This window comes from Singulisphaera sp. GP187 (assembly GCF_900129635.1).
GTDB lineage: Bacteria > Planctomycetota > Planctomycetia > Isosphaerales > Isosphaeraceae > Singulisphaera.
Window position 1 is genome coordinate 190,926 of sequence record NZ_FSRB01000001.1, and the last position, 23,531, is coordinate 214,456.

At 57.0% G+C, this 23,531-nt stretch carries 26 protein-coding genes; 21 read left to right on the forward strand and 5 right to left on the reverse strand.

From position 1 onward, the window contains the following. Nucleotides 1–223 precede the first annotated feature (223 nt). From BUS42_RS42410 to BUS42_RS00755, 11 genes are all read left to right on the forward strand, one after another. Nucleotides 224–601: a hypothetical protein gene (locus tag BUS42_RS42410; protein ID WP_143206188.1), complete on the forward strand. Its 378-nt coding sequence runs from the start codon at nucleotides 224–226 to the stop codon at nucleotides 599–601. 403 nt (nucleotides 602–1,004) lie between these two features. Next, a complete protein-coding gene (locus tag BUS42_RS00705; protein ID WP_074304494.1) occupies nucleotides 1,005–1,271 on the forward strand; it encodes a hypothetical protein in 267 nt (88 codons plus the stop codon). 133 nt (nucleotides 1,272–1,404) lie between these two features. Then, nucleotides 1,405–2,079, forward strand: coding sequence for a hypothetical protein (locus BUS42_RS00710; RefSeq protein ID WP_074304496.1), 675 nt, complete (start codon nucleotides 1,405–1,407; stop codon nucleotides 2,077–2,079). A 57-nt stretch (nucleotides 2,080–2,136) separates the two neighbouring features. After that, nucleotides 2,137–3,915: a hypothetical protein gene (locus BUS42_RS00715; protein WP_074304498.1), complete on the forward strand. Its 1,779-nt coding sequence runs from the start codon at nucleotides 2,137–2,139 to the stop codon at nucleotides 3,913–3,915. A 65-nt stretch (nucleotides 3,916–3,980) separates the two neighbouring features. Beyond that, nucleotides 3,981–4,589, forward strand: coding sequence for a hypothetical protein (locus BUS42_RS00720; RefSeq protein WP_074304500.1), 609 nt, complete (start codon nucleotides 3,981–3,983; stop codon nucleotides 4,587–4,589). Beyond that, on the forward strand, nucleotides 4,579–5,193 hold the full coding sequence (locus tag BUS42_RS00725) for a hypothetical protein (RefSeq protein WP_074304502.1): 615 nt from the start codon (nucleotides 4,579–4,581) through the stop codon (nucleotides 5,191–5,193). The genes BUS42_RS00720 and BUS42_RS00725 overlap by 11 nt, the downstream gene beginning before the upstream one ends. A gap of 41 nt (nucleotides 5,194–5,234) precedes the next feature. Then, nucleotides 5,235–5,822, forward strand: coding sequence for a hypothetical protein (locus BUS42_RS00730; protein ID WP_083670012.1), 588 nt, complete (start codon nucleotides 5,235–5,237; stop codon nucleotides 5,820–5,822). 2 nt (nucleotides 5,823–5,824) lie between these two features. Beyond that, entirely contained in the window at nucleotides 5,825–6,982 is a 1,158-nt protein-coding gene (locus BUS42_RS44600) for a hypothetical protein (protein ID WP_254053224.1), read from the forward strand. A 104-nt stretch (nucleotides 6,983–7,086) separates the two neighbouring features. After that, complete coding sequence (locus tag BUS42_RS44605; RefSeq protein WP_254053225.1) at nucleotides 7,087–7,623, forward strand: hypothetical protein; 537 nt, start codon at nucleotides 7,087–7,089, stop codon at nucleotides 7,621–7,623. A gap of 485 nt (nucleotides 7,624–8,108) precedes the next feature. Beyond that, nucleotides 8,109–8,825, forward strand: a complete 717-nt coding sequence (locus BUS42_RS42415; protein ID WP_143206189.1) for a hypothetical protein — start codon at nucleotides 8,109–8,111, stop codon at nucleotides 8,823–8,825. A 101-nt stretch (nucleotides 8,826–8,926) separates the two neighbouring features. Then, entirely contained in the window at nucleotides 8,927–9,370 is a 444-nt protein-coding gene (locus BUS42_RS00755) for a hypothetical protein (protein WP_143206190.1), read from the forward strand. A 551-nt stretch (nucleotides 9,371–9,921) separates the two neighbouring features. Here BUS42_RS00755 and BUS42_RS00765 read toward each other — a convergent pair. After that, the gene (locus tag BUS42_RS00765; RefSeq protein ID WP_074304512.1) at nucleotides 9,922–10,245 is read right to left on the reverse strand and encodes a hypothetical protein; all 324 of its coding nucleotides are present in this window, start codon (nucleotides 10,243–10,245) and stop codon (nucleotides 9,922–9,924) included. Between the two features lie 722 nt (nucleotides 10,246–10,967). Here BUS42_RS00765 and BUS42_RS00770 point away from each other — a divergent pair. Beyond that, the gene (locus tag BUS42_RS00770; protein WP_074304514.1) at nucleotides 10,968–11,684 is read left to right on the forward strand and encodes a PEP-CTERM sorting domain-containing protein; all 717 of its coding nucleotides are present in this window, start codon (nucleotides 10,968–10,970) and stop codon (nucleotides 11,682–11,684) included. A 660-nt stretch (nucleotides 11,685–12,344) separates the two neighbouring features. Here BUS42_RS00770 and BUS42_RS00775 read toward each other — a convergent pair. After that, on the reverse strand, nucleotides 12,345–12,932 hold the full coding sequence (locus BUS42_RS00775; protein WP_074304516.1) for a hypothetical protein: 588 nt from the start codon (nucleotides 12,930–12,932) through the stop codon (nucleotides 12,345–12,347). Between the two features lie 737 nt (nucleotides 12,933–13,669). Between BUS42_RS00775 and BUS42_RS00780 the strand changes: the two genes are divergently transcribed. The 6 genes from BUS42_RS00780 (at nucleotide 13,670) to BUS42_RS00805 (ending at nucleotide 17,942) form a co-directional block, all read left to right on the forward strand. Then, on the forward strand, nucleotides 13,670–13,984 hold the full coding sequence (locus BUS42_RS00780) for a hypothetical protein (protein ID WP_074304518.1): 315 nt from the start codon (nucleotides 13,670–13,672) through the stop codon (nucleotides 13,982–13,984). A 191-nt stretch (nucleotides 13,985–14,175) separates the two neighbouring features. After that, nucleotides 14,176–14,598: a hypothetical protein gene (locus tag BUS42_RS00785; RefSeq protein WP_074304520.1), complete on the forward strand. Its 423-nt coding sequence runs from the start codon at nucleotides 14,176–14,178 to the stop codon at nucleotides 14,596–14,598. Nucleotides 14,599–14,811: 213 nt separating this feature from the next. Then, entirely contained in the window at nucleotides 14,812–15,165 is a 354-nt protein-coding gene (locus tag BUS42_RS00790) for a hypothetical protein (protein ID WP_074304523.1), read from the forward strand. 100 nt (nucleotides 15,166–15,265) lie between these two features. Then, nucleotides 15,266–15,685, forward strand: a complete 420-nt coding sequence (locus tag BUS42_RS00795) for an SWIM zinc finger family protein (RefSeq protein ID WP_074304525.1) — start codon at nucleotides 15,266–15,268, stop codon at nucleotides 15,683–15,685. Nucleotides 15,686–16,182: 497 nt separating this feature from the next. After that, nucleotides 16,183–16,482, forward strand: coding sequence for a hypothetical protein (locus tag BUS42_RS00800; RefSeq protein WP_254053226.1), 300 nt, complete (start codon nucleotides 16,183–16,185; stop codon nucleotides 16,480–16,482). Nucleotides 16,483–16,634: 152 nt separating this feature from the next. Beyond that, the gene (locus BUS42_RS00805; protein ID WP_074304527.1) at nucleotides 16,635–17,942 is read left to right on the forward strand and encodes a tyrosine-type recombinase/integrase; all 1,308 of its coding nucleotides are present in this window, start codon (nucleotides 16,635–16,637) and stop codon (nucleotides 17,940–17,942) included. Between the two features lie 183 nt (nucleotides 17,943–18,125). Here the strand turns inward: BUS42_RS00805 and BUS42_RS00810 are convergent, their stop codons facing one another. Then, nucleotides 18,126–18,737, reverse strand: a complete 612-nt coding sequence (locus BUS42_RS00810; RefSeq protein ID WP_074304529.1) for a hypothetical protein — start codon at nucleotides 18,735–18,737, stop codon at nucleotides 18,126–18,128. A 327-nt stretch (nucleotides 18,738–19,064) separates the two neighbouring features. Here BUS42_RS00810 and BUS42_RS00815 point away from each other — a divergent pair, with 327 nt between their 5' ends. Both BUS42_RS00815 and BUS42_RS00820 read left to right on the forward strand, forming a co-directional pair. Further along, nucleotides 19,065–19,322, forward strand: coding sequence for a hypothetical protein (locus BUS42_RS00815; protein ID WP_143206191.1), 258 nt, complete (start codon nucleotides 19,065–19,067; stop codon nucleotides 19,320–19,322). 282 nt (nucleotides 19,323–19,604) lie between these two features. After that, on the forward strand, nucleotides 19,605–20,750 hold the full coding sequence (locus BUS42_RS00820; RefSeq protein WP_074304534.1) for an ISAs1 family transposase: 1,146 nt from the start codon (nucleotides 19,605–19,607) through the stop codon (nucleotides 20,748–20,750). Between the two features lie 415 nt (nucleotides 20,751–21,165). On the opposite strand, the gene BUS42_RS00825 is transcribed toward BUS42_RS00820, so the two are convergent. Together BUS42_RS00825 and BUS42_RS00830 are read right to left on the reverse strand one after the other, a co-directional pair. Further along, nucleotides 21,166–21,834, reverse strand: a complete 669-nt coding sequence (locus tag BUS42_RS00825) for a hypothetical protein (protein ID WP_074304536.1) — start codon at nucleotides 21,832–21,834, stop codon at nucleotides 21,166–21,168. 68 nt (nucleotides 21,835–21,902) lie between these two features. Then, the gene (locus BUS42_RS00830; protein WP_074304537.1) at nucleotides 21,903–22,586 is read right to left on the reverse strand and encodes a hypothetical protein; all 684 of its coding nucleotides are present in this window, start codon (nucleotides 22,584–22,586) and stop codon (nucleotides 21,903–21,905) included. Between the two features lie 511 nt (nucleotides 22,587–23,097). Between BUS42_RS00830 and BUS42_RS42420 the strand changes: the two genes are divergently transcribed. Next, a complete protein-coding gene (locus BUS42_RS42420; protein WP_143206192.1) occupies nucleotides 23,098–23,529 on the forward strand; it encodes a hypothetical protein in 432 nt (143 codons plus the stop codon). Nucleotides 23,530–23,531 lie beyond the last annotated feature (2 nt).

A 23,531-nucleotide genomic window follows, 5' to 3' on the forward strand; every position in this document is an offset into this window, starting at 1 on the left:
ACGTGCCGCTCAAGCGACCCGAACGCGTTTTTATCCAGCCGCCGAAACTGGGAAGCCCCGTCGTCAAACCACCAATCGCCACGACGCCCACGAATCTCGCCGAGCTCGCCGCTGGGCCCGGAGGGGGAAAACAGACGACGCTCGCGCCGCCCACGTCAGAGCCGACGAAGCCGACGCCTCCGACGCCTCCGACGCCATCATCAAAGAGGAAGAAAGGGAAACCGTGAAACCACCAACCGGCGAACCTCCTCCACCTGGCAGTCAACGGGCGAAGCCCGACCAGGTTTTCCCGATATCGTGTTGGCAAACCAAAACTCAAACGAAGAAATCCAAAATTCAAAAATATTGTCATAGATGCAAATCGCCACGGATCGAGTCGCAACTCACGCTCGATCGTCGCATCGTAGGAAAAATCAATTTCTTAGCAACTGTGGGTTTGTGTGTACGCTGCACCGATTTCATCCACGCGTGGATTGACCCAAACTTCAGGCCGGTCAATCCCTATCGACCCTCGATCGAGGAACATCGCCAGCGGATCGAGCGTGAGAAGGTGAAAGTCGATCCCGATCAGGATCGCGATATGCCATTCGACAACGAATAACCACACCCTTCTTTTTGGGTTGCTACGACTCTTACCCCGAGGATCATTTGAACCGACCAACGTGTGGAACCTGCCTGTGTTTTGTTCTTGATGGCGAAGGCCAAGGCATCTGCCATCTGAACCCAGTTTCGACCCCCAAAGAGATCAACTCGTTCTGTGGACACCACTCCCACTGGCCCGAATTCGTCAGGTTGTCGGCCATCAACGCTCGCCCGGCGACTCTAAACTTGGCCCCCGGTACAGAGCTTCTCTTCGGCCACGACTGCCGGTGTGTCCAACTCGGCCCGACCGACGATCCGGACCGAACGTGCATCGGCAGGCCAGACGGTGGCCATTTGAGCTTCGACAAACACTGCTCACTCTGCAAAGGCACGGGCCATGTCCAGGACGAGGAGACCGACTAATGAGCCTCACGAGCTGGTTCGACTGGTTTCGGTTCCGCTTACGACCGGCGAGAACCTCCCGGCCGCGAGCGGTAAGCATTCCCCCGGAGCCCGCTCAGTCCGTGGATACGGCAGCCCAGGACACGATCCAGGATCGGCTACTTCACGGACTCACGAACGAGCAAGTTGAGGCTGTCATCGCGGCGGCAAAGTTCGTGGCGACGTGCAATGGCTGGGAGTTCGAACCGGATTGGATCGTTCCGGACGGACATCTCCCTTCCACCTGAACGTTTGCATCTTGAGTCCCGCGACACTTTCGGGTACGATCGATCCTGAAATTGAAATCCTTATCATAGTTGGATGTCATATCCAATCCACTGGATTCGATGTCACTTAGTCATCCCAGAAAGAGGAACGAGCATGGGCACTGCCGCTGTCGCCACCGCCGCCGCCGAGATCGACAGGAACGAACTTCGGAGCTACATCCGCCAGAACGGACTGAAGATCAAGACATTGGATGATGCCCGGCGTTCGGTTGCCGGATTCGTGGCCGAGAGGGAATGCCAGGCCGCGAAACTCAGCTCGCCGCGTGGCCCGGAAAGATACTTCAAACAGACGGACGAGGAGTTCGATTCCCAAGCCCAACGGCGTCTGAGTTCGTCGATCGAGGCCAAGGAGAATTACGCTCGCGTCCCGGCGATTGATGACCCACATGCCGATGAACCGATCAACAACCGTAGTTTTGAGAACTACTGCCGCGATAAAAAGTTGACGATCCAATCTCCTGAGGACGCGGCCCGAGCCGTCGAATCCTACTGCAAGTCCAGGACGGGCACGGCCACAGCACGCAGGGAGACGCCGGCCAGGTTTCCCGAGCTCGAGCACTACAGCCGTGGGTCTGAGCCGGCTCACTACCAGGGTCACGTTTCGACGCCCAACGAGTTCGATCCCTTGGCGGACGAAGAGCTCTGCAGTAAGGGCGTCGAGAACTATATCCGGGACCAGCGTATCCTGATCCAGTCTCCCGAGGACGCCACCCGCGCGGTTGAGGGGTATATCGCCGCTCGCCGCGTGGCCCAGAAAAACAAGAAATAACTCGCGGCCCTCGTAGACTTTACGCAATTCCAATTTCTTACATGTACTTGCATCAAAATGAGCGACTTCACTTACAACGGCATCGTGCTGAAGCCTGTCAAGATCCACGAAATCCAACAGAACCCCGTCTACTCCAATGACGGGGTGGATTACCTCTACACTCATTTCCGGATTTCGCTCTCGGCCCTCTACAACCCCCAGATGACCTCTTACGCCGTAGGGAATCCGCCTCAGCAGTTTCCTGGGATCTTGCCCGCCATGACGGATATCGCGATCCGCCAGGCTCTGATGACGCCTCACAAGCAACTGGTTTTCGCGAACTTCGGGACCAATCAGATCGTCAGTCCTCGCGTCGACCTCGGTCACACCGTTGACGCCAATAACGGCCCCAAGCCGATCTCTTGCTCGATCAAGCGAGTGGACGGCGATCGAACGTACCACGTCAGTTATGAGATCGAAACGTGGATCGTGGCATGCAACGGATCCTCAGACGATGTGAGCGGCTTGGTTTCCAACCGTTATTCCCAGACGCACGAGATCGACGGCCAACATCGCACGGTCAAGACCTCAGAGGGACTCGCGATCTTCCGCACTGACGTTCTCGGCCTCGCTGGTGTCTTCGCCGACGCGTTTCGTCACTTGCTTCTTCCGCCGATATCACGTGGATACTACCGCGAGAAGGTCCGGATTAATGTGGCTCCGGAAGGTAATGCGATTCAGTGGACAACGGTAGACGAGGAGCGATTCTACGACCTCGGAGAATCAGATCCTCGTGCGGGTGGAACCGGGGTTTTACGAGTCGAAGCCTCTTACGGCGTGTCGTCCATGAACGCCGGTGGAATGGCGGTTCTCACATCGGTCGCTCAGTGCGACGTCCAGGTCTGGGGCAATAAATATTCCAACAATTGGACACTCTTGCAGGCATGTTTCTTCGTGGTATTCTCCAAGTTCCCGGTCGACATCACGTCAGGGTTCCTCCGAAACGTTGCTGTTCGCCAGAATCTGACCGGGCGTGACGCACAGGTCTCTGTTCAGTTTCAGATGAATCCCATCGACAACCCGAAGAAGGGATTGAACCTCCTCGCAATCGATGGCCTTCGCGCCACGAACGTCTTCGGCGACCAGAATGGACTTAACCCTGGATTGCCGAACTCAGCAGGCACACGGGGGACGATGTTCGAGACGCTTCGGACCGCGATCATGAAGAACGTCTGTGATCCGGTTAGGCCCCCTGAACCTAACGAAATCAGTGGCGGATACGGAGTTGGTTCTTCGTACGACGGACCACCGCCCGCCGTCGAAGTCACCTCGACTGACATTCTCAGTCCGACTCCCGATCATTACTCGCCGCAAACCAAGCGGTATCCTTACACCGAATACAAGATCAAGTCGACATACACGACTCAAAATGGCCGATATCAGTCGCCGGTTGCAGGTCCAGACAGTTCTGAATCCAGCGTCGTTAATCTGCACGCTCCGACCTCACAACGGCTCGTTGAGTGGACTTGCGAGCGGGTGAACGAGATCCCGGCAATCCCCAGCCCGAACCTCCCCTCGGACTTTTTCACGCTACTCTCTAGTGATGTCGGCTTGGCGAATTACGAGATGCTGGCCGGCGGTGACATCCTCTATAAGATCAGCGGAATTTACGTGTATTCATGCAAGAAAAAGAAGGGAGCCGGAGATACCCTTCAGATCGACGCGGCACCGTGGATGGACTATCCCATTGGGGACAATGTTGGCGTTATCCCAGGGGGTTCAAGTCAGATCATAGGGGGTCCGGGATTCAGCCCAGGTATCCTCGCGGATGATGTAAACGCAGCACCGCCGGGCTGAGGGGAGTAGACCAGACCGTGACGATCGATCATAACCCGTTTATCCAATCTATTTGAGGACGCACCATGACCCAGCACATCTCCGAATTCTTGCCGCGATACATCGTTGTTTCGTTCCCCATCCGCTCTGCGTCGGAATTGACCGACCAGACTGCCACACCGACCACCGAGTTCTGCGATAGGCGTGTCTGTCTGGCCGAAGCCGGACACGTCGGAGCGGGATTCGCACCGGTGCGTCACTTCCAGCGTCCCGAGGAAGCCATCTTCGCTCGCCGCGGAGCCCAGAGGGAAGGCGGGGAAACTCCGGGCCCCGCGGCGAGCGATCCGCTCAACCGGGAGGAACTGGACGCCCTGGCTCTCGAGACGGCCCGCAACTACATCGATTGGGTCAAGTTCTCACGACAGGAGACGGCCGGCGAGGGTCAACCTGGCGACAAGCCCGGAGACGGCTTTTTTTACCGGTATGAGGATCCGAGCCGGCCCCTGGATCTCACCGAGGCTCCCTATCTCGATGTTGAGAATCCGGCACCGCTCTGCAAGTTCATCGGGCCGCCGGATATCCGTGGGGCGGATGGAAGTATCCTCCAGGCAACGCAATTCGCCCTGGAGTTCGCGGACGGTCGCCACGTCGTCCACTATCTGGGAATGACCCAGGTGGGATGTCATGTCGCGTGATCTTGGATCGGTGATGCCGGCACGCGTAACCGTACGGTTCCAGACGCGCCGTTGCAACGGCGCGGTTTCTGACTCGGTTCCGGCGTGGTACATCAAGACGGTCAACCTGGCGGACGTTCTCCCCGATGTTGGAGTCGGGTTCAACGGCGAAAAGCTTTTCCACGATTCCGCTCTGGCCTTGTTCAACATAGGCGGGACCGATCCGACGAACAAGACGGCCCTCGACGCTCTTGCCACCCAGATTGCCACTGACTACGCCAAATGGCTTACAACCTCGTTCGACGAAGCCTTCCCGGAGATCATCGCACCCACGGTGGATGGCCTGACGGACCTGATCGAATGGGGTTATGAGATCGATCAGGTTTCTACCCGGCGGCTATCGGCACCGTGGAACGCTCAGCCAGAGGAGTTGGCCCATCACGACCCGGCGAATAACGGGTGTGTCGATTCGACGGGAGTGACTGTTACCCAGACACCATGTGCAGTCTTTTACGGGCCGCCGGCGGTCTGCGTCAGCGGTAAGCCGAACCTGACTCGCTACAAGCTCTGCTTGCTGGACGGTCGACTTGATATCAAGTTTGTATCAACTGATGTCGTGCAATAAAAATGTCTAGAGACCTATCGTCGATCCTGCCCGGCAACGTCATGGTTGTCTTTCGTTCCAGGCGGTGCAACGGCCAGCCCAGTGATCTGGTTCCCACCATCTACAAAAAAGTCGTCACCCTGGAAGAATCAGGATGGACCGGGGCCGGAAACGGCGTGCAAGGCTTTGACGGGACGAAGGTGCTGCATGATGCGGCTATTGCGCTGTTCAACGTAGGCGGGACCGATCCAACGAACAAAACGGCCCTGGACACCCTCGCGGTCCAGCTTGCCGCCGACCATTACAACTGGCTCTCGGTTGCGTTCGACGAAGCCTTCCCGGAGATCATCGCACCCACGGTGGATGGCCTGACGGACCTGATCGAATGGGGTTATGAGATCGATCAGGTTTCTACCCGGCGGCTATCGGCACCGTGGAACGCTCAGCCAGAGGAGTTGGCCCATCACGACCCGGCGAATAACGGGTGTGTCGATTCGACGGGAGTGACTGTTACCCAGACACCATGTGCAGTCTTTTACGGGCCGCCGGCGGTCTGCGTCAGCGGTAAGCCGAACCTGACTCGCTACAAGCTCTGCTTGCTGGACGGTCGACTTGATATCAAGTTTGTATCAACTGATGTCGTGCAATAAAAATGTCTAGAGACCTATCGTCGATCCTGCCCGGCAACGTCATGGTTGTCTTTCGTTCCAGGCGGTGCAACGGCCAGCCCAGTGATCTGGTTCCCACCATCTACAAAAAAGTCGTCACCCTGGAAGAATCAGGATGGACCGGGGCCGGAAACGGCGTGCAAGGCTTTGACGGGACGAAGGTGCTGCATGATGCGGCTATTGCGCTGTTCAACGTAGGCGGGACCGATCCAACGAACAAAACGGCCCTGGACACCCTCGCGGTCCAGCTTGCCGCCGACCATTACAACTGGCTCTCGGTTGCGTTCGACGAAGCCTTCCCGGAGATCATCGCACCCACGGTGGATGGCCTGACGGACCTGATCGAATGGGGTTATGAGATCGATCGGCTCTGGACTCGACGGCTATCGGCCTCTTACAACGCTCAACCAGAGGAATTCAGCCACCACGACCCGGCGAACGCCGACTGCAAAGACAACTTGACAGCCACTCCCACCCCGGTCATCACGTCGAAAGACCCCGGGACATTCGAACATTACGGGCCGCTGGCCACTTCTTCGAGCGGCAACCTGATCCTGCCTGTTTTCCTCTCGAAACTCCAAGGCGGCCTGTTGGTCCAGAAGTACTCGCGCACGGATACTCTGCCGTGTGGCTGCGGATGCGTTGCCGACTCAAATCACATTTGTTCATGCGGATGCGTTACGCCGTTCCCGAAGACCTTCTACGTGGGCGACGGACTGTCGCCCACCCTGACCTGGAATGCACTGACTGGGAACTGGCAGGGATCCGCGTTCATCGCGAATACCGATACGTGCTACAACGAATTTCTTGGCGGCCCATGCGTCAGCGCTGGCCTGATCAATATGGAGGTGAAATACCAACTGGCTCCATGCCTGCTGATATCGGGTTTAAGATATTGGCAGTTAAGCATTTCATTTCCTTGGTGGAGTTGCCAGCCGCAAGGCCAGAATTGCCAAACTCCGTGCTATGGAAACCCGGCCGTACGATCGAGCACCGTCACTAAATCCGTTACCATCCCTTGGACATGCGATTTTTCCATGCTCGTCTTCAGCATGCCAACCACTTATGGGTATGGACCGCCGATCTATTGCTCCGACCTGGCAATTCCAGGCGGTGGCGGCTCGATCACTGTGACGCCATGAACGAGAAGTGCGGGCACTGCCCGCTGCTGAATCAAGAGAGGCCTTGTCTGGGGCAGCGGGGACAGAGGGTCTGCGTGCGGGCGGATCCTACCTCTGACCTGCACATGCCAAGCATTATCGAGAAGATCGTCGCGTTCGGCCAGGTCGTAGTCCCGAGCATGGGCGGTGTGTCCGTTCAGGTCAATCCGGCCCTCAGTCCTCCCCGCCCAACAGTCGCCGAATCCACAGCCTTGATCGCCAGGATGAAAGCCTGCCCGCACTGGCAGGCGTCGTCAGAGTGCGGCTGTGGGGTCAACCGCTGCCTGGCTGGGAAGGGCCGAGAGGGTAAGGTGAGCCATCAGGACTGCTTCGAGTGCCTTCAGGAAGTGGGGGGGGGGGGGCCAGGGATGAGCTCGCATGAATTCACCCTGATCGTGACGCGGGCTGATGGTGGTGATTTCGACGTCGAGCCCGCCTCCGACGCTCTCTTCGAGGCGGGCTACGACGATGCTCTGGTGGGGATCCGTTGCGGCGTACCCAACCTGGACTTCACCAGAGAGGCCGATTCGTTCGGCGAGGCTGTGGCCTCTACGACTGCCGAGTCGGCTCGTTCCGGTGTCGGCCCGATTGTGGTCAGGGTCGAGCCTGACGAACTCGGATGACCTGGTGGGTCGAGCCCAGGCTTCAAGCAAGTGACGAGTAGCAAGCGGCCCGGCTTGCGATCCGTCGGAGGTGCGCGTGCTACGACACAGATCGCGATCGATACCGGAAGTGCAGATGTGGCATGGAGTTCAAGGCAGGCTAGGTCGAACTTGGCTGTCCGTTCGACCCGCCGAAGTTATTGTCATTGAGGCGATATTAAGTGGCCTTGAGGTTTTCAGGTCTTTCGAATACAATTAAGAGTTCGGACCCGAGACTATTCGGGATAACCCTCAAGATTGGCACGTGTAACGTAAATACCATGCCCCATGTCACTCTCTCGGTGTACGGCATCCCATTGCTCTGGACCGGTGGCTATTCCCACCATACTTACGTCCTCGCTCCGGGTAGGGCTTGGGGATGTTTTGGGCGGAATTACGGAGGGCGACTCCTGATTGAAGGATCTGGCGACCTCGACCTTGCTGACTGTTATTCGCACCAAGAATCGATGGCGGGAATCCTGTACAGTAAGACAGGGGTTTGCCATCATGCCGCAAACCGAATCTTCGCAGCGGCAAATCGAAACCTTTTCGATGCAAAGGGATTCAGAGGTGCGGTTCTTGGTTACGGTCATTACGGCCTGGATTGGGACGAAGAGGAATTTGGTCGACCCAAGCCTGACGGAGTGGAAGATTGGGATGACCGAAAAAGTCGTTGTTCGCAGGGAGGCGGACCCCCGTTGCCACCGGTGAAGAAGTCACCCCGAACTCGTCGATCCAAATTTCATGTTCATAAAAACATGAACATTCGTGACTACACGGTAGTTCTTCGACGCTTTCTGCAGGACGTTCGCAAGGGAAGAGGTGGTCGTCCGGCCACTTCTCGAGAAATCCGGAAGCAGCTTCGCGATGAGGTTACGCTTCTGATGCAGTTCTGCCTTCGGCCTGATCAGATTAGACGTTTTGGAGAAACGATTCTCGAGGTTATTGATGGATTCTACGTCGCTCGAATGCAACTTACCCGCGATCATTTCAACGGGCTGATTGACGACATAACCTACGCGAATCGTCTGAACGATCTCTTCAATGAGCGGCTGGCTCTGCTGAGGTTATCGATTGCAGGGAGCGCCTACGTCGACCTTTTGGGTATTCCCTACAGCGAAACAACGCAACTAGTCGATCCCGAGAGTGTGGGCACGGATCACCCTGTTACTTCTGGGGTGTAGTCTCCGCTCCGGAGGTCAGATAGGGGCGAGTGGCAGAACGCGAGGTCAGGATACCAAGCGGGTTGCCAGATTTGCTCGCGCCCTCCGTGGGAGGGACCAAAATGCCAATTATCTCGGAGACGGCGAGGCCAAGGATGACCGTCGCTGAATACAATGAAGCACTCCGACGCATTGAGGCACGTGTCAGTGCCGCCTTGAAAGCCGGAGAGCCAAAAAAGAAGGTCAACGATATCCGACTTGAGCTCGAGTTTGAACTCTTGATCAATTTCCGACTCGGCGAAACCTTTCCCAAGGATCGCCGAGAGGCCCTGCTGCTTGTACATCGTGCCTTACGGAAAGATCTCAAGGCCGCAGTCGGTCGCCACGTTCGCGGAGAGGTTTCGGCCGAGGAGCATGCCTTCTCAGTAAACTCCCTTGTGCGACGCTCGATCGAGGAGTACTCCCGGGTACTCTCGCCTCCCGAGCTTGAGGCGTTCGTCGGATGCGGTCCTGATGACTATGTTGATATAGTCAATCCGGGCATGATTTCTCCGCATCCTGTGTGACGAAGCCTTACGGAATTTAGAAGGTTTCAGCAGAGGACCCATCCTTAAAAGTTGGGTCCTCTGAAATTTGCGTTTGAATCTCACATACTCAGGCGCCGAATCAGGCCCAGATGCGTTCGATAGCGGCAAGGACTTTGAGGTCCACCTGATCCTCGAGCCCAAAGCAGTCGTTGAGCAGGATCCATCTGGCCGCCTCGACGCCGACTGCTCATTGATCGGCCGTGAAGCCGGCGAGCTGCTCAGGACGAGGAAAGGCTGAGGATGGTAGCCGATACCACCCCTCCCTTTTGGGTTGCTCAACTCAATCGTGGTTGGGTTAAGTTGATCGCTGTGCGGCCTGGGATCCCACAGGATCCAATCGGGTCTACCGTACGTGTTGACATGGCCAACACGATTGTTTACGCTCGGATCCAGCCCAATAAGACGCGAATTGGTTCCCCCGCCTGGGCATGGATGTCCGGACGAGGGGCCGATTCGCATTCAGGGCGGATCGTACGGCATCGGGAGTGCCATGGGCATCGGGGCAGGCCACGCAGGCAGAACGTGCAACCTTAAGCCAGACCGTTGAGCCGCTCATAGACCAACGTGCCTTGCTCTTCCGCCAAAAGGCCGTCGAACGCCCGCAGGAATTCGCCCGCAAGCCTTACCCCCAGCTCGTGACCATATCGCTCGATAAGATACCCTCGCACGGGATGCACGATAAGCTCATCAACCTCATTGGCTGCGAGCATCAATTCATGCACCCATCCCGCAACCATTTGAACTTCGGCGACCATCAGAAGAATGGATTGCTGAGTTCGCGGGGCGTCGTGATAGCGGCGTATCGCGGTCACAGAGCGATCGATGGTGGCGAGGACTTGGCCGTGGGTAGCCATTTTCGAGTCTCCGGCCTTCAGGTGGGATGAAGTGCGGGATCTAAACCTAGGGGGGGCCTGATTGCCCGATTCAGGCGGTTGCTGGAACTGCAAGAATGCCGCTCAATCACTCTACCTCTTTCTTGTCAGTTCGCCCAGGTGTTTAAGACTCGTGGGTCGTTCGCTCGACGGACAAGCAATCAGCCATTAATCCATGCCGCCACGCAATCCGCACGCTCTCGCAACTCGTTCGGGAGCGGGATCGCTGGCCATCCAGGCTCGTCGCGGACCGATCCCCCCTAACCTGATAGGGCTCCACCATGCCTCTACCTGGGTGGCGAATCACCCAGAATTCCCGATTCTCTGGATCTCCCTGTTACCTTTCCGGTGCGACTTGCAGGATTAGTAAAAGATCGCGCAGGCTTATCCAAAAGCCGCCCGGCCGAGTCATAAGAGCCGACCCCCCACTTTGACCGTCGAGAATGGCCGTTTTACGCGAGATTGCGTTAGAAATAGCCGACTTGCGGTCGTGCCATAGTCGATCTATGTCGTTGCGCCATAGAAATGACTTTGTATAAAATTGCTCAAACCTTAACTTGATCACAAAATAATCAACCCGCTTGTATCCTGCACATAAATTAGCCATGATCCGGCTTCCGGCCCGGGCGAAGCTGCCCGCACGGGAGTTCATGTTGAACCCACGTTCGCAAATTCGGACGAGTCGGGCCGGCAGGAGTCATTCGATGAAGAATATAACGAAGCGGTTGGGGCTTGCGGTGGCGGTATTGGGGCTGATGGCCACGGCGGCGGGGCAGGCAAATGCCGGGCTTGTTATTGACACGTACTCATCGATCATTGGGCATTTTGATTCGTTGGGCGAGAGTTCTGTAGGGCCATCGACATTTGGTCAGACCTTCACGGTCGGTACCGATACGATTCTCGACAAGTTTTCGTTCTCACTAAACGATTTCGTCGATCCGGACACGATCGACTTCGCCGGGTACGTGATGAAATGGGACCCTTCGACCAGCAAGGCGGTGGGGCCGGTCCTGTATGAAAGCGACATGAAGACTACAACAAACAACGGAGGGAGCGACGGATACGAGCGGTTCGACTTTGCCACCGGGGGCCTGACCCTAGAGGCGGGGCAGAACTACGTTGCCTTCCTCAGCGCATCTAAGTTCTTCGACGGCGTTATCGGGGATGGTTCCATGCCAATCGCCGCCGGAAACTCCTATCCAGGCGGATCATTTGTTTACTTAAGCAATGGCTCTGACTTCTCCCTTTTGACGACCAGCACTTGGACTGTCCGCACATTCGACGCGGCATTCCGTGCCGAATTTTCTTCGCCCGTCGTCTCCGCCGTCCCCGAACCCTCCACCATCGCCCTGGTCTTCACCGCCCTCCCGATGGGCCTGGGATTCGCCTGGAAGCGTCGTCGCAAGGCTGTGACTGCCTGACGACTGATGAGCCGTGGCAAGCTATCCAGTCGGATCGTGCGACCGACCACGATATGGTAACCCTCACGACTCTGGCCCCGTCCCTCGTTTGATCGCGAGTTGGCGGGGCTGTTCAATGCGCGGGGTTCACCGGGAGAGCGCAGAGACGACGGGGATTCTCGCCGTTGCCGCCCTCTCCCTTTCCCACGTCACTCCCGTGGGATCTGGCCAGTCGTCCCGATCAGCTCACGTCGCGTTAGATTGAATCCAGTCGATCCCGCCAACCTTTCCTTCTGGCCGTCCCCGGCGACCGAAGGTCGCAGCCCTTTCGACCGATCAACAAACGTTCAATTGGATCGCCGATTAAAGACGAAATTATTTCGTCATTATTCGGAGGCATGGTAAACCATCTATACGCCTGGCCAACCTTGACCACGTGGATTAGACCTGACAATATCACGAATTGCCATGTGTCAAACGCTTTTGAAATTCGTTCGCTAAAAGGGACTGTCTATGCCTCGGAATCCGAAAGGCACGGGATCAGGTGACAAGGACAAGTCTAAAGCGGTACCTGGCAAGGCCAAGGAGACCAAAACAACCCAGAAGGCACCTGATCCCCGCAAAACCGAAAGCCCGTTAATTGAACGGTACGAAAAGGACAAGGAACTCGATTAATCGGCCTCACCTCCAGATTGCAGCCCCCAGAGGGAAGATCAGCGCGACGATGGCCCCAAAAAATGCCCAGGTTGCTTTCCTCACCGACCTAGCTTTGACTTGGTTTGCTACAGACATCCCGACGCACATCATGTTCCACTGGCCGAGGAACGACGCCTGCGAGGTCCCCTCGAACCGATTCGCGTAATCAAACGCGGACTTGACTGAAGGCGGGAGGGCGACTGAATTTGGTTGCTTGGCCTTAACTGCAAAATAAATGGCCATGATCGATATCAGATAAGCGGGGATGGTCCAGATCACAATCCTCGCGTTCTCAGGCTTCAGGTTGGTCAATACAGCCAGAGTGAAGAGGCCGGCACCGCCGCCAAGATACTTGATGATGTCGTTCGCTTTCCCGTCGAGAACGGCGAAGATCTTCTCGCTTCGGTCGTAGCAATCCCGCGCGTACTCGCAGACCCACTCGTAATCGACGTCGTTGGACGGCTCGATCGTTTCTTTGAAAACGGCCGCCTCTTTGTACTTCGGATCGTTCTCGATCTGCGAAAGAGAAACCAAATCGAAGAGCCCTGAGAAATCGATAAATCGGGAACTCATGATACATCACATGGTTGGGTGACGAATGCTGTCCTGGACGATTTGGCTCGAATAAAGCTAACAGCCTCACGATTTTAACAGCCACGGATCGAGAGAGGCGATCCCCCCCCCTTCTTTTTGGGTTGCCAAGCTTTTTCGTCGTTAGACTTGGTTCCCACGCCATGAAAACAACATCGCCCCGCTCGATCCCAGATGAGGACTGGCGGGGCGTTTTGTGTTTCCTGGGGAGGGATGCTTGCGCCAACTCATCGCTTTGGCGGTACTGGTTCATACCCCTCTTGCTTCGCGAATTTGACTAAAGCCAGGTCTACGATTGTCGACGTCGGTATCCGTAGGAATTCAGACAAGCCGTTCAGCCATTCCTTCCATTCGTCGGTTCCCTTGATCGTTAGCACAGTGCTACGCGGACCCGGATCGTCCTGGGATTTTCCCTCTTTTGTTGTTGTTCGTTTCTTGGCCATCGTCGAGGTACTCACAGGTCTGTTCTCCAGTCAACGGAGTCATGATACCTCAGCCCGCACGACAGGGCCATTCCTCCAAGTGTAGGCATGAACTCCCGGCCAGTATAGATCAGTACCGGAAAATAATTCGTCAGTACCCAGTTGACTCGGTACTGACTCGTCTGTACCATACGGTTGTCGGGTCGAGGAATGGCCGAAACCCGCAAAACAAAACGGCCCCGCAGGTGTGTCACCACCCACGGGGCCAAATGGCAAGCCTGGATAAGAGGCCGACCAATGAATCATTATTCCAGCCAGACCGCCATCGTCAACCCCACCATCACGGCCGACAGCCACCCCCACATCAACCCGACTCCGTTCACGGCCCCCAAGCGAGGTCCCGAGCCAGTCGGACGGGCACGAAGCCCCAAAGGTCGGTACGCCTCCCCAGAAGCCCCTTATGCGGTTCGCGAGGTCTTCATCCCCGGCGCATGGGCGATGGGCTGGCAGGTCTCCGAAGGAGGCCGGATTTACGCGAGCCGCGAAGCCGCGATGAAGTTTGCGGCCTACCGAGCCTCGAAGCTTTCCCAGGCATCGGTCAACCCGAACTGATCGTCTCTTCCCATTCCCCAAGCCCAACGAACTCAGGCGCCGTTGGGCTTGGGGATTTGAGGTTCATCCATCAGGTGGCGGACCTCGTCCATGTCTCGGTCAACCCATCGCCATCATCCGGCCCGCTGGCCGCAGTGATCTTACGTCTGTCGTACGTCCACAAATTTCATCATCCGTACCGGAGTCTCCCTATGCTTCGCGACCATCGACACAAGCGAATCGTCAAGCGGACCGTGAAAATCGCCATTCACAACCACTTCGGAACGAAGGCCAGGGCGACAAGCCGCGTTGCGACCGAGGGCCAGACCAGTCGGAATCGGCCTGAGCCAGCTACCAAAGCCGAGGCCGGCAATGGCAACCGGAACGACGGTTCCCGTGACAGCCGGAACGACGGTCATCGCGGCCAGTATGACCCCGGCCTCGAGACGTACGACGGAAAGTCCCGGATTGCCTTGATCCTCGCGGTCGAGAAGGCTACCGACTACGACCGCACCGACCCCCACTGTCCCTCGTGCGGCCTGGCGAAAGGGGAGATGGTCGTGTTCATGGTTGCGGGGGGGAACGTTTGTCGCGCCTGCCCATCGTGTTTTGTGGAATTCGACAAGCGAGCGTGACCCGATCGCTCGGCCGGCTCTTTCCCGGTCACGCACTTCAGACGCCGGTGTGCTTAGACGCCCAACGGCGCCTGAGTTTGGCAACCCAAAAAGGAGGGGCGTGGGGGCAAGATCAGTCCCCCACCCGTCCCTCACGATCTCCGACCCCTTCGCGTCCGATCCATTCAATCCACCTCCCACGTTCAATATCCCCCGACCATCCAGGAGTCTCCCATGACCGTCGCCTTCAAAGCCCCCTCCCGTAAGCCCGTCAACCCCGCCGAAGCGATGATCTTCGACGACATCCGCTTGTTTCAGGGAGCGGCGGATTCCCTCGCCGCGATCGAGCCCGATCAACCGGCCACGGAGGACACAGACGAGTGGTTTGACAACCAGGAACGCACGACTCGCTATGTCGGCCAGTCCAGCGTGGTCGGCATCCTGGACGTTGAGGCCGCCGACGCGTTCGACGGAGATCCGCATTGTTGGACTTGCGGGGAGAAGTCCTCGCACGCGGTCGTCATCGAGCTTCGGAACGGCGATGTTTGCCGTCTGTGCCCTGACTGCTTCATCGGCATCGACTGGTGAACAACTTTGAGACGTGAAATTCAATCGCCGGGTGGAGAACCAGCACGCCGCCCGGCCACTTCCCTTCCTGACTCAATCAAACCCATCGCCGAGGAAACGAATGGCAACCGCGACTTCCAATTCCAAGACCGACCAACTCGCCGCGACCGAGAGGCCAAAGCATGCCGTCCGGATGATCTTGATAATCAACGCCACGGCGTACGAGATTGTGCCGATCAAGGTCGAAGCGGAGGTTGTCCGCCAGTGCTTCGAGCTTCGCAAGCCCGATGGCGAAGTCTGGCATGTGTCACAGCACGACCATGGAACCCAGTGCACTTGTGCAGATTTCGAATTTAATCGCAACTACCTGGATCCGCTCGGCTGTAAGCATATTCGGGCTTTGACGGCGATGGGCGTTGTCGATACCCGCCCTGCCCGCGTCCGCACGCCACCGCCTTCGGCATTCAATGAAGAGCAGGAGTCCAAGGCCATGGCCAAGGATTGGTCCGACAACATTCGATATGGGATTCGGAGACGTTAACTCAGTCGCCGTTGGGCTAGAAGAACCTTAGGCGTGGCCACGATAGCGTTTGATACGAGCAACCCAAAAAGGAAGGGGGCATGGTCATCACGGCCAAGCCCCTTCCTTTTTGGGTTGCCTGATTTCGCTTCTCAAACGCTTGAAATTCCACATGGATTCCATCTTTGTACGTGTTTAGTGTGTCTCACCGCCTGAAAACAGGGGTCTCGCGAATGTCTTACACTCGTAGAACTTTCGTCGTACACTTGTAAGATTCACGAAAACCCCTGAAAAATGGCCTTCGGACACGCTAAACACGTACCAATCTTTTGACTGGAATCCATGTGGAATTCCATAATGGAATAATGGAATTCTCTTTATGAAATGGAATCTGATTTTTTTTGACTACAGAATTTGACTTCCATTTAACGCAATGTTAGGCTTGATTTGGATGCAAAAGGCGACTCACGCCCAACGGAAGTCTCAGCCTCACTTTCACGTTGCTTGAGAGGTCGATCGTGCTTGCAGTTACCGAAGTTGGAGAGGGCATGGAAGCTCGGTTGGATCGGATGGAAACCCTTCTTCAGGTTCTTATCAAAAGACAGACCATCAAGGACTACTATCAGGTGGAAGAGTTCGCCCGGCTTGTAGGCAAAGCTCCCTTCACCTGCCGGGAGTGGTGTCGCCTGGGGAGGATTAAAGGTCAGAAGCGGCAATCAGGAAGGGGTTTGTATCCTTCTTGGGCGATCAGTCACCAAGAATTGTTGAGGTATCAGAAGGAAGGGTTATTGCCGGATCTGAGGCGAAGACTCGCTTGAGCAACCCAAAAGAAAGGGCGGCAGGCTTAAGGCCCCGTCGCCCCTCTCCTTTGGGTTGCTCGCGTCTCAGGGCCGACTCCGACACGGGAGTTGGCGATCTCCTTGGGGGATCCCCTGATTGGTGGCTTCCATCGCCTGCTTGCGAGGTCGTCATGGCGAAGCCGTTTTACATGACGTGGGTTGGCGGGAGCCGCCGCTGGCGCAAGAAATACAAGAACGTTTGGTACTCCGTCTCGTGCCGGCAACTTGGCACGGAGGATACCAAGGAAGCCTCGTGGAGGGCTGCCAACGCATGGTGGCGACAACAACAGGGGCTGACCGACAACGCGCCACCCTCTGAGTCCGAGGAGCGGGCAAACGCCTTTAAATTCTGGTCGATGGTTCGAGACTGGGACCAGATTGCCGAGAAAGACCGGGGAAGGGTGGTCGATTCCCTCTTGGGAGAGGGGAAGTACCAACAGATCAAAGCCCAAGCGGAGGCGATTCTCAAGTCGGCGATCGAGACGACACCTCCGAATCGCACCGTCGCCGCCCAGGTCGAATCCTGGAAAACCCTCCTTCTTGGGATCTGCCAGTCTGGTCAGATCTCCGAAGGCCGGTTCGACGCCTATTGTCGAGTCATCGGTATTTTCGCTGCATGGATCGGACCCGAAACGGCAATCGACGCGATCGACGAAACCAAGATCGAGAGGTTCTTCAATCACCTCTCAGCGAAGGTCAGCGAGGGTGCCTATGCGCCCACCTACGCACACTCGATCCTCATGACCGCCAAGCAGTTTGTCGGCCGACTCGCCGAGATGAAATTAATCCCGGTCCCAGGCAACCTGCGGTCCCGTCGCTTCCGGTTCAACCACTCGTCAGCGGCCAAGATCGAGGTCTTTACGGCAGACGAGATTAAAGGACTGCTGACAGCCTGCGACGGCTTCTCCGAACGAACCAAACTCTACCTGCTTCTGATGCTCAACTGCGGGATGTACCAGAACGACATCGCGGAGTTGAAGACGGAGGAGGTTAACTGGAAGACAGGGACCATCACTCGAGCCAGGAGCAAGACGCGTGAACGAGGAGGCCCGGTCGTAACCTATCGCCTCTGGCCGGAAACGTTCGTCCTGCTCAAGAAGTTTCGAGCGTCAGGCGACCTGGTTTTGACTACGGACGAGGGGAACCCGCTCGTGAAGTTCTGGCTGGAGGACGGAAAAATGCGCCGCTACGACGCGATCCAATCAGCTTGGAACCGGCTTGCAGCAAAGATGGGCGCGAAGATCCGACTCAGCCTCAAGCATCTCCGGAAGACGTCAGCCACGACCTTAGGCCAACATCCCCAGTTCAAATTTTACGCGAATCACTTCCTCGCCGATTCACCGAAGGGGATCGCCAACACGCATTACGTCGTTCCGTCCGACGACGAATTCTTTTTAGCCTTGAATTGGCTGAGAGAGAAGTTGGCGATAGGGGCCTAACTTCTCGCTGACCATCTCACCAAGCATCAAGCACAGCACGATTTGTCTTATGCCATCGGGCTTCAGGTCGAGATAGTCGCCGAGTTGACGGTCCGTGAGGTCGGCAACCGTCAGCAGGTTTTTCGAGGAAGGCCCCATTTCTGCTCCCCTCCTTCTTGGGTTGCTTGTTCTGCCCTGCGATCCCTACTCCCTTTCCTCTCGCCCGAAGTTCCTCATTGCCGCCGTGTAACGTGCTCCGCGAGCTTTTCCGATCGCCACGGCCCAAAGGTAGGCAGAGGCCGCTTCCAGCGGCGTCTCGAAGGAAGCAGTCGGGTAGCCCTCTACGTCCTCGGCGTAGCCGTTCTCCTCAACGTTGACGAGATACAATCCACGGTCCGTCATCACCCTCCACCTGCCTTCCATGGGTGTGATGAGGTGGCGGCTCTCGATCTCGAACTGCTCGCCGGTCCTTTTCGCCCTGCGACAGTCGGCAAACTGCTTCGGTGAGAGAAGCATCTTGGGATCTGCGGGACCGGGCCAACCTTGAGCCTCAGCCCGATACACGTCGATTCGGTAGGGAACGGTCCATTCCTCGTAGTTGCAATCGAACTGGTCCATGTGGCAAGAACCCAGAATCACCAGCAATCGGCAAGACTCTTCTCGACGAATGGTCTTCCGATCGCAAGGACCAACCATGAGCCCGTGGTAATTGTCATGAAACCCGTCCTGCAACTCATCATTCTTTTGATCGCGTAGCCATTCCTGAACAGATCGGATCCTTGGATTGGTAACTGCCAAGCCGTTTTGGTTGGCCATCGCGGTCGCTCCCTTCCATCGAACCCGGCCTCTCGGCGCTCATCTTCCAGAGTTCTCACGCCAATTTCACTATTCTGGATGAGAGGGAAGAATGCCAGCGCTTTCTCTCTCCTGGCCATCTGGGTTTGGGACATCCGCCCCAACCTAAGCACTCGGACGGGATTCCTCCGTAGGTGCGAATGGGATAGGCTCGCTGTCCGTGTGTCGAAGTCTCTTGGCACGCTATCCTTGGACGGAACGGAGTCTCCCATGGCCAGGCCGAAGGTACGGGTACGGACCGTGATAATGTTCGTCTCGTTGATCGCACTGGGGCTCTGGGGTGAAAGGATGAGGTGGCGTCGAGCCTACTGCCTCGAGAAGTCGATCGAGCACCGCAGCAAGCTCTTCGTGATCACCTTCCACGGCAAACACGATCCCCTCCCGCCGGAAGTCGAGGAAATGTGGCGGAGACGGTCGCCGCATGCCGCGTGGCATCTGGCCGCGAGCGACGTCTATCTTGGCTGTGCCAGCCACCCATGGCGGCTGGTGCCGCCGGAACCGCCGAAACCGGTCGACTTCCCTGCCGGCCAAGCCCCATCCAGGTAACGCGGGTCGGGAAGTTTAATTCAACCCGGTCCGGGTGATTAGTGGACCTCCGTCCATGTTTCCCGTAGAATCGACTCGGCTGGGATTCGTTGTAATCCCAGACCGACGCATGTTCTGGCGAACAGGCCCCCATACGCAAGGCCAGCGCGCATAGCTGTACGGTTTAGGCGGTCTAGCGCGAGAGGATTCAACTCGATATCCTGAGATACGGTTTTCGTGATCGCCTGCCTCGACACTTGGCGCGTGGAGGTTGGACACGGACCGAACTCAGGATCTCGTCTCATGGCCAAGTTTGTCGACGTGGCTTCGATCGGTTCCTACTTCGAATCGCTCTCCGATCCCCGTCATACACGCAATCGCAAGCACTTGCTGGTCGATATCGCCGTCATTGCGGTCTGCGCCGTCATCTGTGGCTGCGATGGACCCACCGCCATCCATCGATGGGCCAAGAACCGAGAATCCTGGCTGGCCCTGCATCTCACTCTGCCCAACGGCATCCCCTCCCGGGACTGCATCCGACGCTTGCTCATGACGCTCAAGCCCGAAGCGTTTCAACGCGTCTTTCAAGCCTGGATCTGTGAGGCGATTCCGGTCGACGTCAACAATCCCCACCGTCTCGTCGCCATCGACGGCAAGGCTTGTCGCGGGTCGCACGACAAGGCCAAAGGCCTCGGCAATCTCCACATTGTCAGCGCCTGGGCCAGCGAGGAGGGCATCGCACTGGGCCAGGTCGCCACCGACGCCAAGTCCAACGAGATCACGGCGATACCGCAACTCCTCAACCAGATCGACCTCGCCGGTACGCTCATTACGATCGACGCGATGGGCTGCCAGAAAGAGATCGTCAAGCAGATCGTCACTGGCAAGGGCGACTGCGTGATCGCCGTCAAAGACAACCAGCCGAAGCTTGCAGCAGCGATCCAGTCGTTCTTTTCCGACCACATGGAACGCGACCTGGAAGACCTCCGGTATCAATATCACGAGACCCGCGATGACGGGCACGGCCGCATCGACGAACGGGCCTATCTTCTGGCCAAGGTGCCCAGTGATTTCGCCCCGGGGAAAGAGTGGCCGTGGGTCAAAGCGATCGGCTATTCGGTGCGAGTCACGCGGCATGCCGACGGTACGGAGTCGGAGGAGATGCGTTACTATCTGAGCACTTGCGATCTCAGTGGCAAGCGGTTCGGCGAAGCGGTGCGCGGACACTGGGGCATCGAGTCGATGCATTGGGTCCTGGATGTCAACTTTCGCGAGGACGAGCACCGCACTCGCGAGCGAACTTTGGGGAACAATTTGAGCTGGCTTCGGCGGTTCGCCGTGACGCTCCTGAAGCGTCATCCCGACAAGGATAGTCTTCGCGGCAAGATGATGTCCTGTATGATCAATACGGACTATCTTACACAAGTTCTTTCATTGCAGCCACTTTGATATGCGCTGGCCTTGCCCCCATACGCGAGTCACGCCGCGTGTGGGGGCTTTTTGTTTCAAGTCGCTCATCAGTCGGCCTTCGGCCGAAGTGACGGCCAGAGGAAAGGAATGGCGAAGTGGGGCGGGAAGATCGACAGCCGGGCAAGGCGTGTTGGTCGGCTGCTGCTACTGACGTGGGTTCCCGCCATCCTCCTTTCCTGGCCATCCCGGGTTCGGGGCGAAGCCCCGAGAGTGGACCATGCTTCCGGTCCAATTTCACCCCCACTCGATCCTCTGTGCATTCTGATCTTTCGACCCGAATGGACTGATGCATGCAGTGCCGGGCTGGGCGAGGTCAGTCACCCAGCCCGGCAGCTTCTTGCTAGGTCAGGATGCGGAGGGGGCAGGGATGGAATGGGCAGATCAGAGGTTATTATCAGTGTGGCTTTCCCGAAGCAGCATCGGGTTTCTTTCGACGTCCGAACCACGTTAGATCCATTACGTGCGGAACCATCGAAGTTCCATAAATATCAGTATGCCTCACAGAAACAGTGAGATTTCTGAGGGCGTTGCGGGATTTGTCGCGTCCCTCCCGGAATGCTGGGTCTGACGGTTCGCCGAGCAACCGAACCAGAACGATCTCGTCTCCTGGTGCAAGGCTCCGTTCGCGTGATTCGCTCGCAAACGTATCCCACTGTATCCCGTCGGGCAGCTCCGGCATCCATTCGATGACGCTCGTCTTCTCGTGCTTGCCATCGGTGACGCCGATATCCTTGATGATCAGAGGACCCGAGCCGTTGTTGCGCAGCACGACCTGAATCTTTTCCTCCCCATCAAAAACGGTCAACATCGGAAGGGGTTTCACGGACAGGACGTTGTGATGGTGCTGATCCTTTAATGCCTCTCGTGCGAGGTAGACAGAGACTAGCGACGCGAAAAGAGCGACGAAAGCGATGAACGCAGATAAAATCGTGGCAATTGCATTGGCAAGATTTCCATTTGTTTCGAGCCAAGATATAAGACACTTTAATTTTCCGCCGACCCAACGTGTCGCCGTGCCGAAATAGCTTTTGGTCGCAGGACTGACTTGCTCGTTAGACTCCAATAATGCAGTCTCCGATGTTGGCCTATGACTCGATCAAACGATGGATGAAAAGTTACGTCGTGTCACGCTCAGTCTACTGACTTGCCGCCAACTCGGCCGGTTAGCTCCCTCAAGTCGGCTCGGATCGTCTCTAATTCCTCGTCAGTGGGGTCCGGGGCGATGTCCACGAAATAATCAGGGGCGATGCCCATCAACGCCATCTTGGCCCGACGCTCTTCGGGTTCCTCGTCAATGAAATCGGCCGCCATGTCGTAGTCTCCGTCATCCCAGAGGATCCGGGAGGCCAAGGTTTCGAGAAGCGATTCCCACGTTTCTCCCTTCCGAGAGGTTTCGGCCGGTGGCCTTGCGCCTCCGAATCCCCTGCACTCCCGACACGCTGCCAGGATCCGTCGTCGCAAGAGGGTGACCTCATCGGCCGACTCGGGCTGGTCGCGTTTGATGTCATCTTCCAGGTCGATCTCCATCGCCACTTCGTTCCGGAGATGCTCGAAAACGGCGGCCACGGTCCCTTCTGTCGTGGCGGTTAGGTCTGGGGCCGGCAGGTCTTTGTCCCGCAGAGCCTGACCGACGAGGACAAGCATTGCGAGCTGCTGATTTGGCTGCAGGCGGTCGAACACCTCCACGCCAGTGGTAAAGTCCCCGGGAGAATCGAAGGACTCCTCTATCGAATCCCACAGCGTGTCGATCCCCTCGCGGAACAACTCCCACTCCGCGATTCTCAAGGCCCGCACTCCCCGCTGTGTCCGCCACATGCTCAATCTCCTTTTGGGTGGTTCCTTGCCATTATGAATTACGGGGACGGCTACGAGCGATTTTTCCGTCCCAAATCTCAGACGGTCCCGTTAAGGACCGACGACACTTCCCACGTCGAAAATCTTGATCTGGTGAATCGCCGACGCGTTGCGACGGCGGTCCCGCACCAGGATCTCTCGTCGAGTACTTAAAACGGGGGGTGGCGTGTGGTGAATCTCTCGAACTTTTGTGATCGTGGCGATCTCCTGAGTCCCTCGACTTCTCGCTATCGACTGGTAAACAGACCTTGGTGCGAGATGCCCAGTAGTGTAAAGAGGGGAAATCCCGCATCCCGAAAATATCGATTACGCCAGATCAGGAACAGACGTTCAGAGAACAGGGCACACGGAATCGGGATTCGAGGCCTATTTTCACAATCGCGGTGCCTTGTTGTTGATCCTCGACCTAGTTTTGTGATAATACTCACGGAGACGACCAAAATTATGTGATAAATGAGCAGGGAATCCGGTCTTGAGTGGAAACTTGATAGGCAGCTATCGCGTGCGGCCAACCCTCGCCGCATACCATGATGTCTCCAAGCATTTCCCCAAGACGAAGGACCGCATGGAGGTCCGGCGCCATGCCCTCAAGCTCGCATTTTGGCCAGATAGTTCTCCTCACACGAATGGTGGTCAGGCATGCGACCTGGACTGGGAGTGGGTAAAGGGGATTGCTGGCAAAGTCAATGATGTTGGCGAGTTGCGTATCGACGACGTAATAGGTGGCCACCGAAATCTCCGGATCATTTTTCATCACGGAGGTCGCACGGTGTGTCAGCCACTTCCAATGATTTGGATTCTGGCCGTTTTTCCAAAGAAGCGAAATGATTTCACGGTAGGCGATCTCACCAGCTTCAAATTACGTAGAAAAACGGTACGGAATGAGCATTATGCAGGTGCCTAGCT

Excerpts from the sequence above, each read along its gene's own strand:
- BUS42_RS00815 (WP_143206191.1), top strand. The coding sequence starts at position 19,065 with ATGAGGTGGCGTCGAGCCTACTGCCTCGAGAAGTCGATCGAGCACCGC.
- BUS42_RS00795 (WP_074304525.1), top strand. The coding sequence starts at position 15,266 with ATGGCAACCGCGACTTCCAATTCCAAGACCGACCAACTCGCCGCGACC.
- BUS42_RS00720 (WP_074304500.1), top strand. The coding sequence starts at position 3,981 with ATGACCCAGCACATCTCCGAATTCTTGCCGCGATACATCGTTGTTTCG.
- BUS42_RS00765 (WP_074304512.1), bottom strand. The coding sequence starts at position 10,245 with ATGGCTACCCACGGCCAAGTCCTCGCCACCATCGATCGCTCTGTGACC.
- BUS42_RS00780 (WP_074304518.1), top strand. The coding sequence starts at position 13,670 with ATGAATCATTATTCCAGCCAGACCGCCATCGTCAACCCCACCATCACG.
- BUS42_RS00730 (WP_083670012.1), top strand. The coding sequence starts at position 5,235 with ATGGTTGTCTTTCGTTCCAGGCGGTGCAACGGCCAGCCCAGTGATCTG.
- BUS42_RS00715 (WP_074304498.1), top strand. The coding sequence starts at position 2,137 with ATGAGCGACTTCACTTACAACGGCATCGTGCTGAAGCCTGTCAAGATC.
- BUS42_RS00755 (WP_143206190.1), top strand. The coding sequence starts at position 8,927 with ATGCCAATTATCTCGGAGACGGCGAGGCCAAGGATGACCGTCGCTGAA.
- BUS42_RS42415 (WP_143206189.1), top strand. The coding sequence starts at position 8,109 with ATGGCGGGAATCCTGTACAGTAAGACAGGGGTTTGCCATCATGCCGCA.
- BUS42_RS00775 (WP_074304516.1), bottom strand. The coding sequence starts at position 12,932 with ATGAGTTCCCGATTTATCGATTTCTCAGGGCTCTTCGATTTGGTTTCT.
- BUS42_RS00820 (WP_074304534.1), top strand. The coding sequence starts at position 19,605 with ATGGCCAAGTTTGTCGACGTGGCTTCGATCGGTTCCTACTTCGAATCG.
- BUS42_RS00710 (WP_074304496.1), top strand. The coding sequence starts at position 1,405 with ATGGGCACTGCCGCTGTCGCCACCGCCGCCGCCGAGATCGACAGGAAC.
- BUS42_RS00705 (WP_074304494.1), top strand. The coding sequence starts at position 1,005 with ATGAGCCTCACGAGCTGGTTCGACTGGTTTCGGTTCCGCTTACGACCG.
- BUS42_RS00725 (WP_074304502.1), top strand. The coding sequence starts at position 4,579 with ATGTCGCGTGATCTTGGATCGGTGATGCCGGCACGCGTAACCGTACGG.
- BUS42_RS00785 (WP_074304520.1), top strand. The coding sequence starts at position 14,176 with ATGCTTCGCGACCATCGACACAAGCGAATCGTCAAGCGGACCGTGAAA.
- BUS42_RS00810 (WP_074304529.1), bottom strand. The coding sequence starts at position 18,737 with ATGGCCAACCAAAACGGCTTGGCAGTTACCAATCCAAGGATCCGATCT.
- BUS42_RS44600 (WP_254053224.1), top strand. The coding sequence starts at position 5,825 with ATGTCTAGAGACCTATCGTCGATCCTGCCCGGCAACGTCATGGTTGTC.
- BUS42_RS00830 (WP_074304537.1), bottom strand. The coding sequence starts at position 22,586 with ATGTGGCGGACACAGCGGGGAGTGCGGGCCTTGAGAATCGCGGAGTGG.
- BUS42_RS00770 (WP_074304514.1), top strand. The coding sequence starts at position 10,968 with ATGAAGAATATAACGAAGCGGTTGGGGCTTGCGGTGGCGGTATTGGGG.
- BUS42_RS44605 (WP_254053225.1), top strand. The coding sequence starts at position 7,087 with ATGCCAAGCATTATCGAGAAGATCGTCGCGTTCGGCCAGGTCGTAGTC.
- BUS42_RS00790 (WP_074304523.1), top strand. The coding sequence starts at position 14,812 with ATGACCGTCGCCTTCAAAGCCCCCTCCCGTAAGCCCGTCAACCCCGCC.
- BUS42_RS00805 (WP_074304527.1), top strand. The coding sequence starts at position 16,635 with ATGGCGAAGCCGTTTTACATGACGTGGGTTGGCGGGAGCCGCCGCTGG.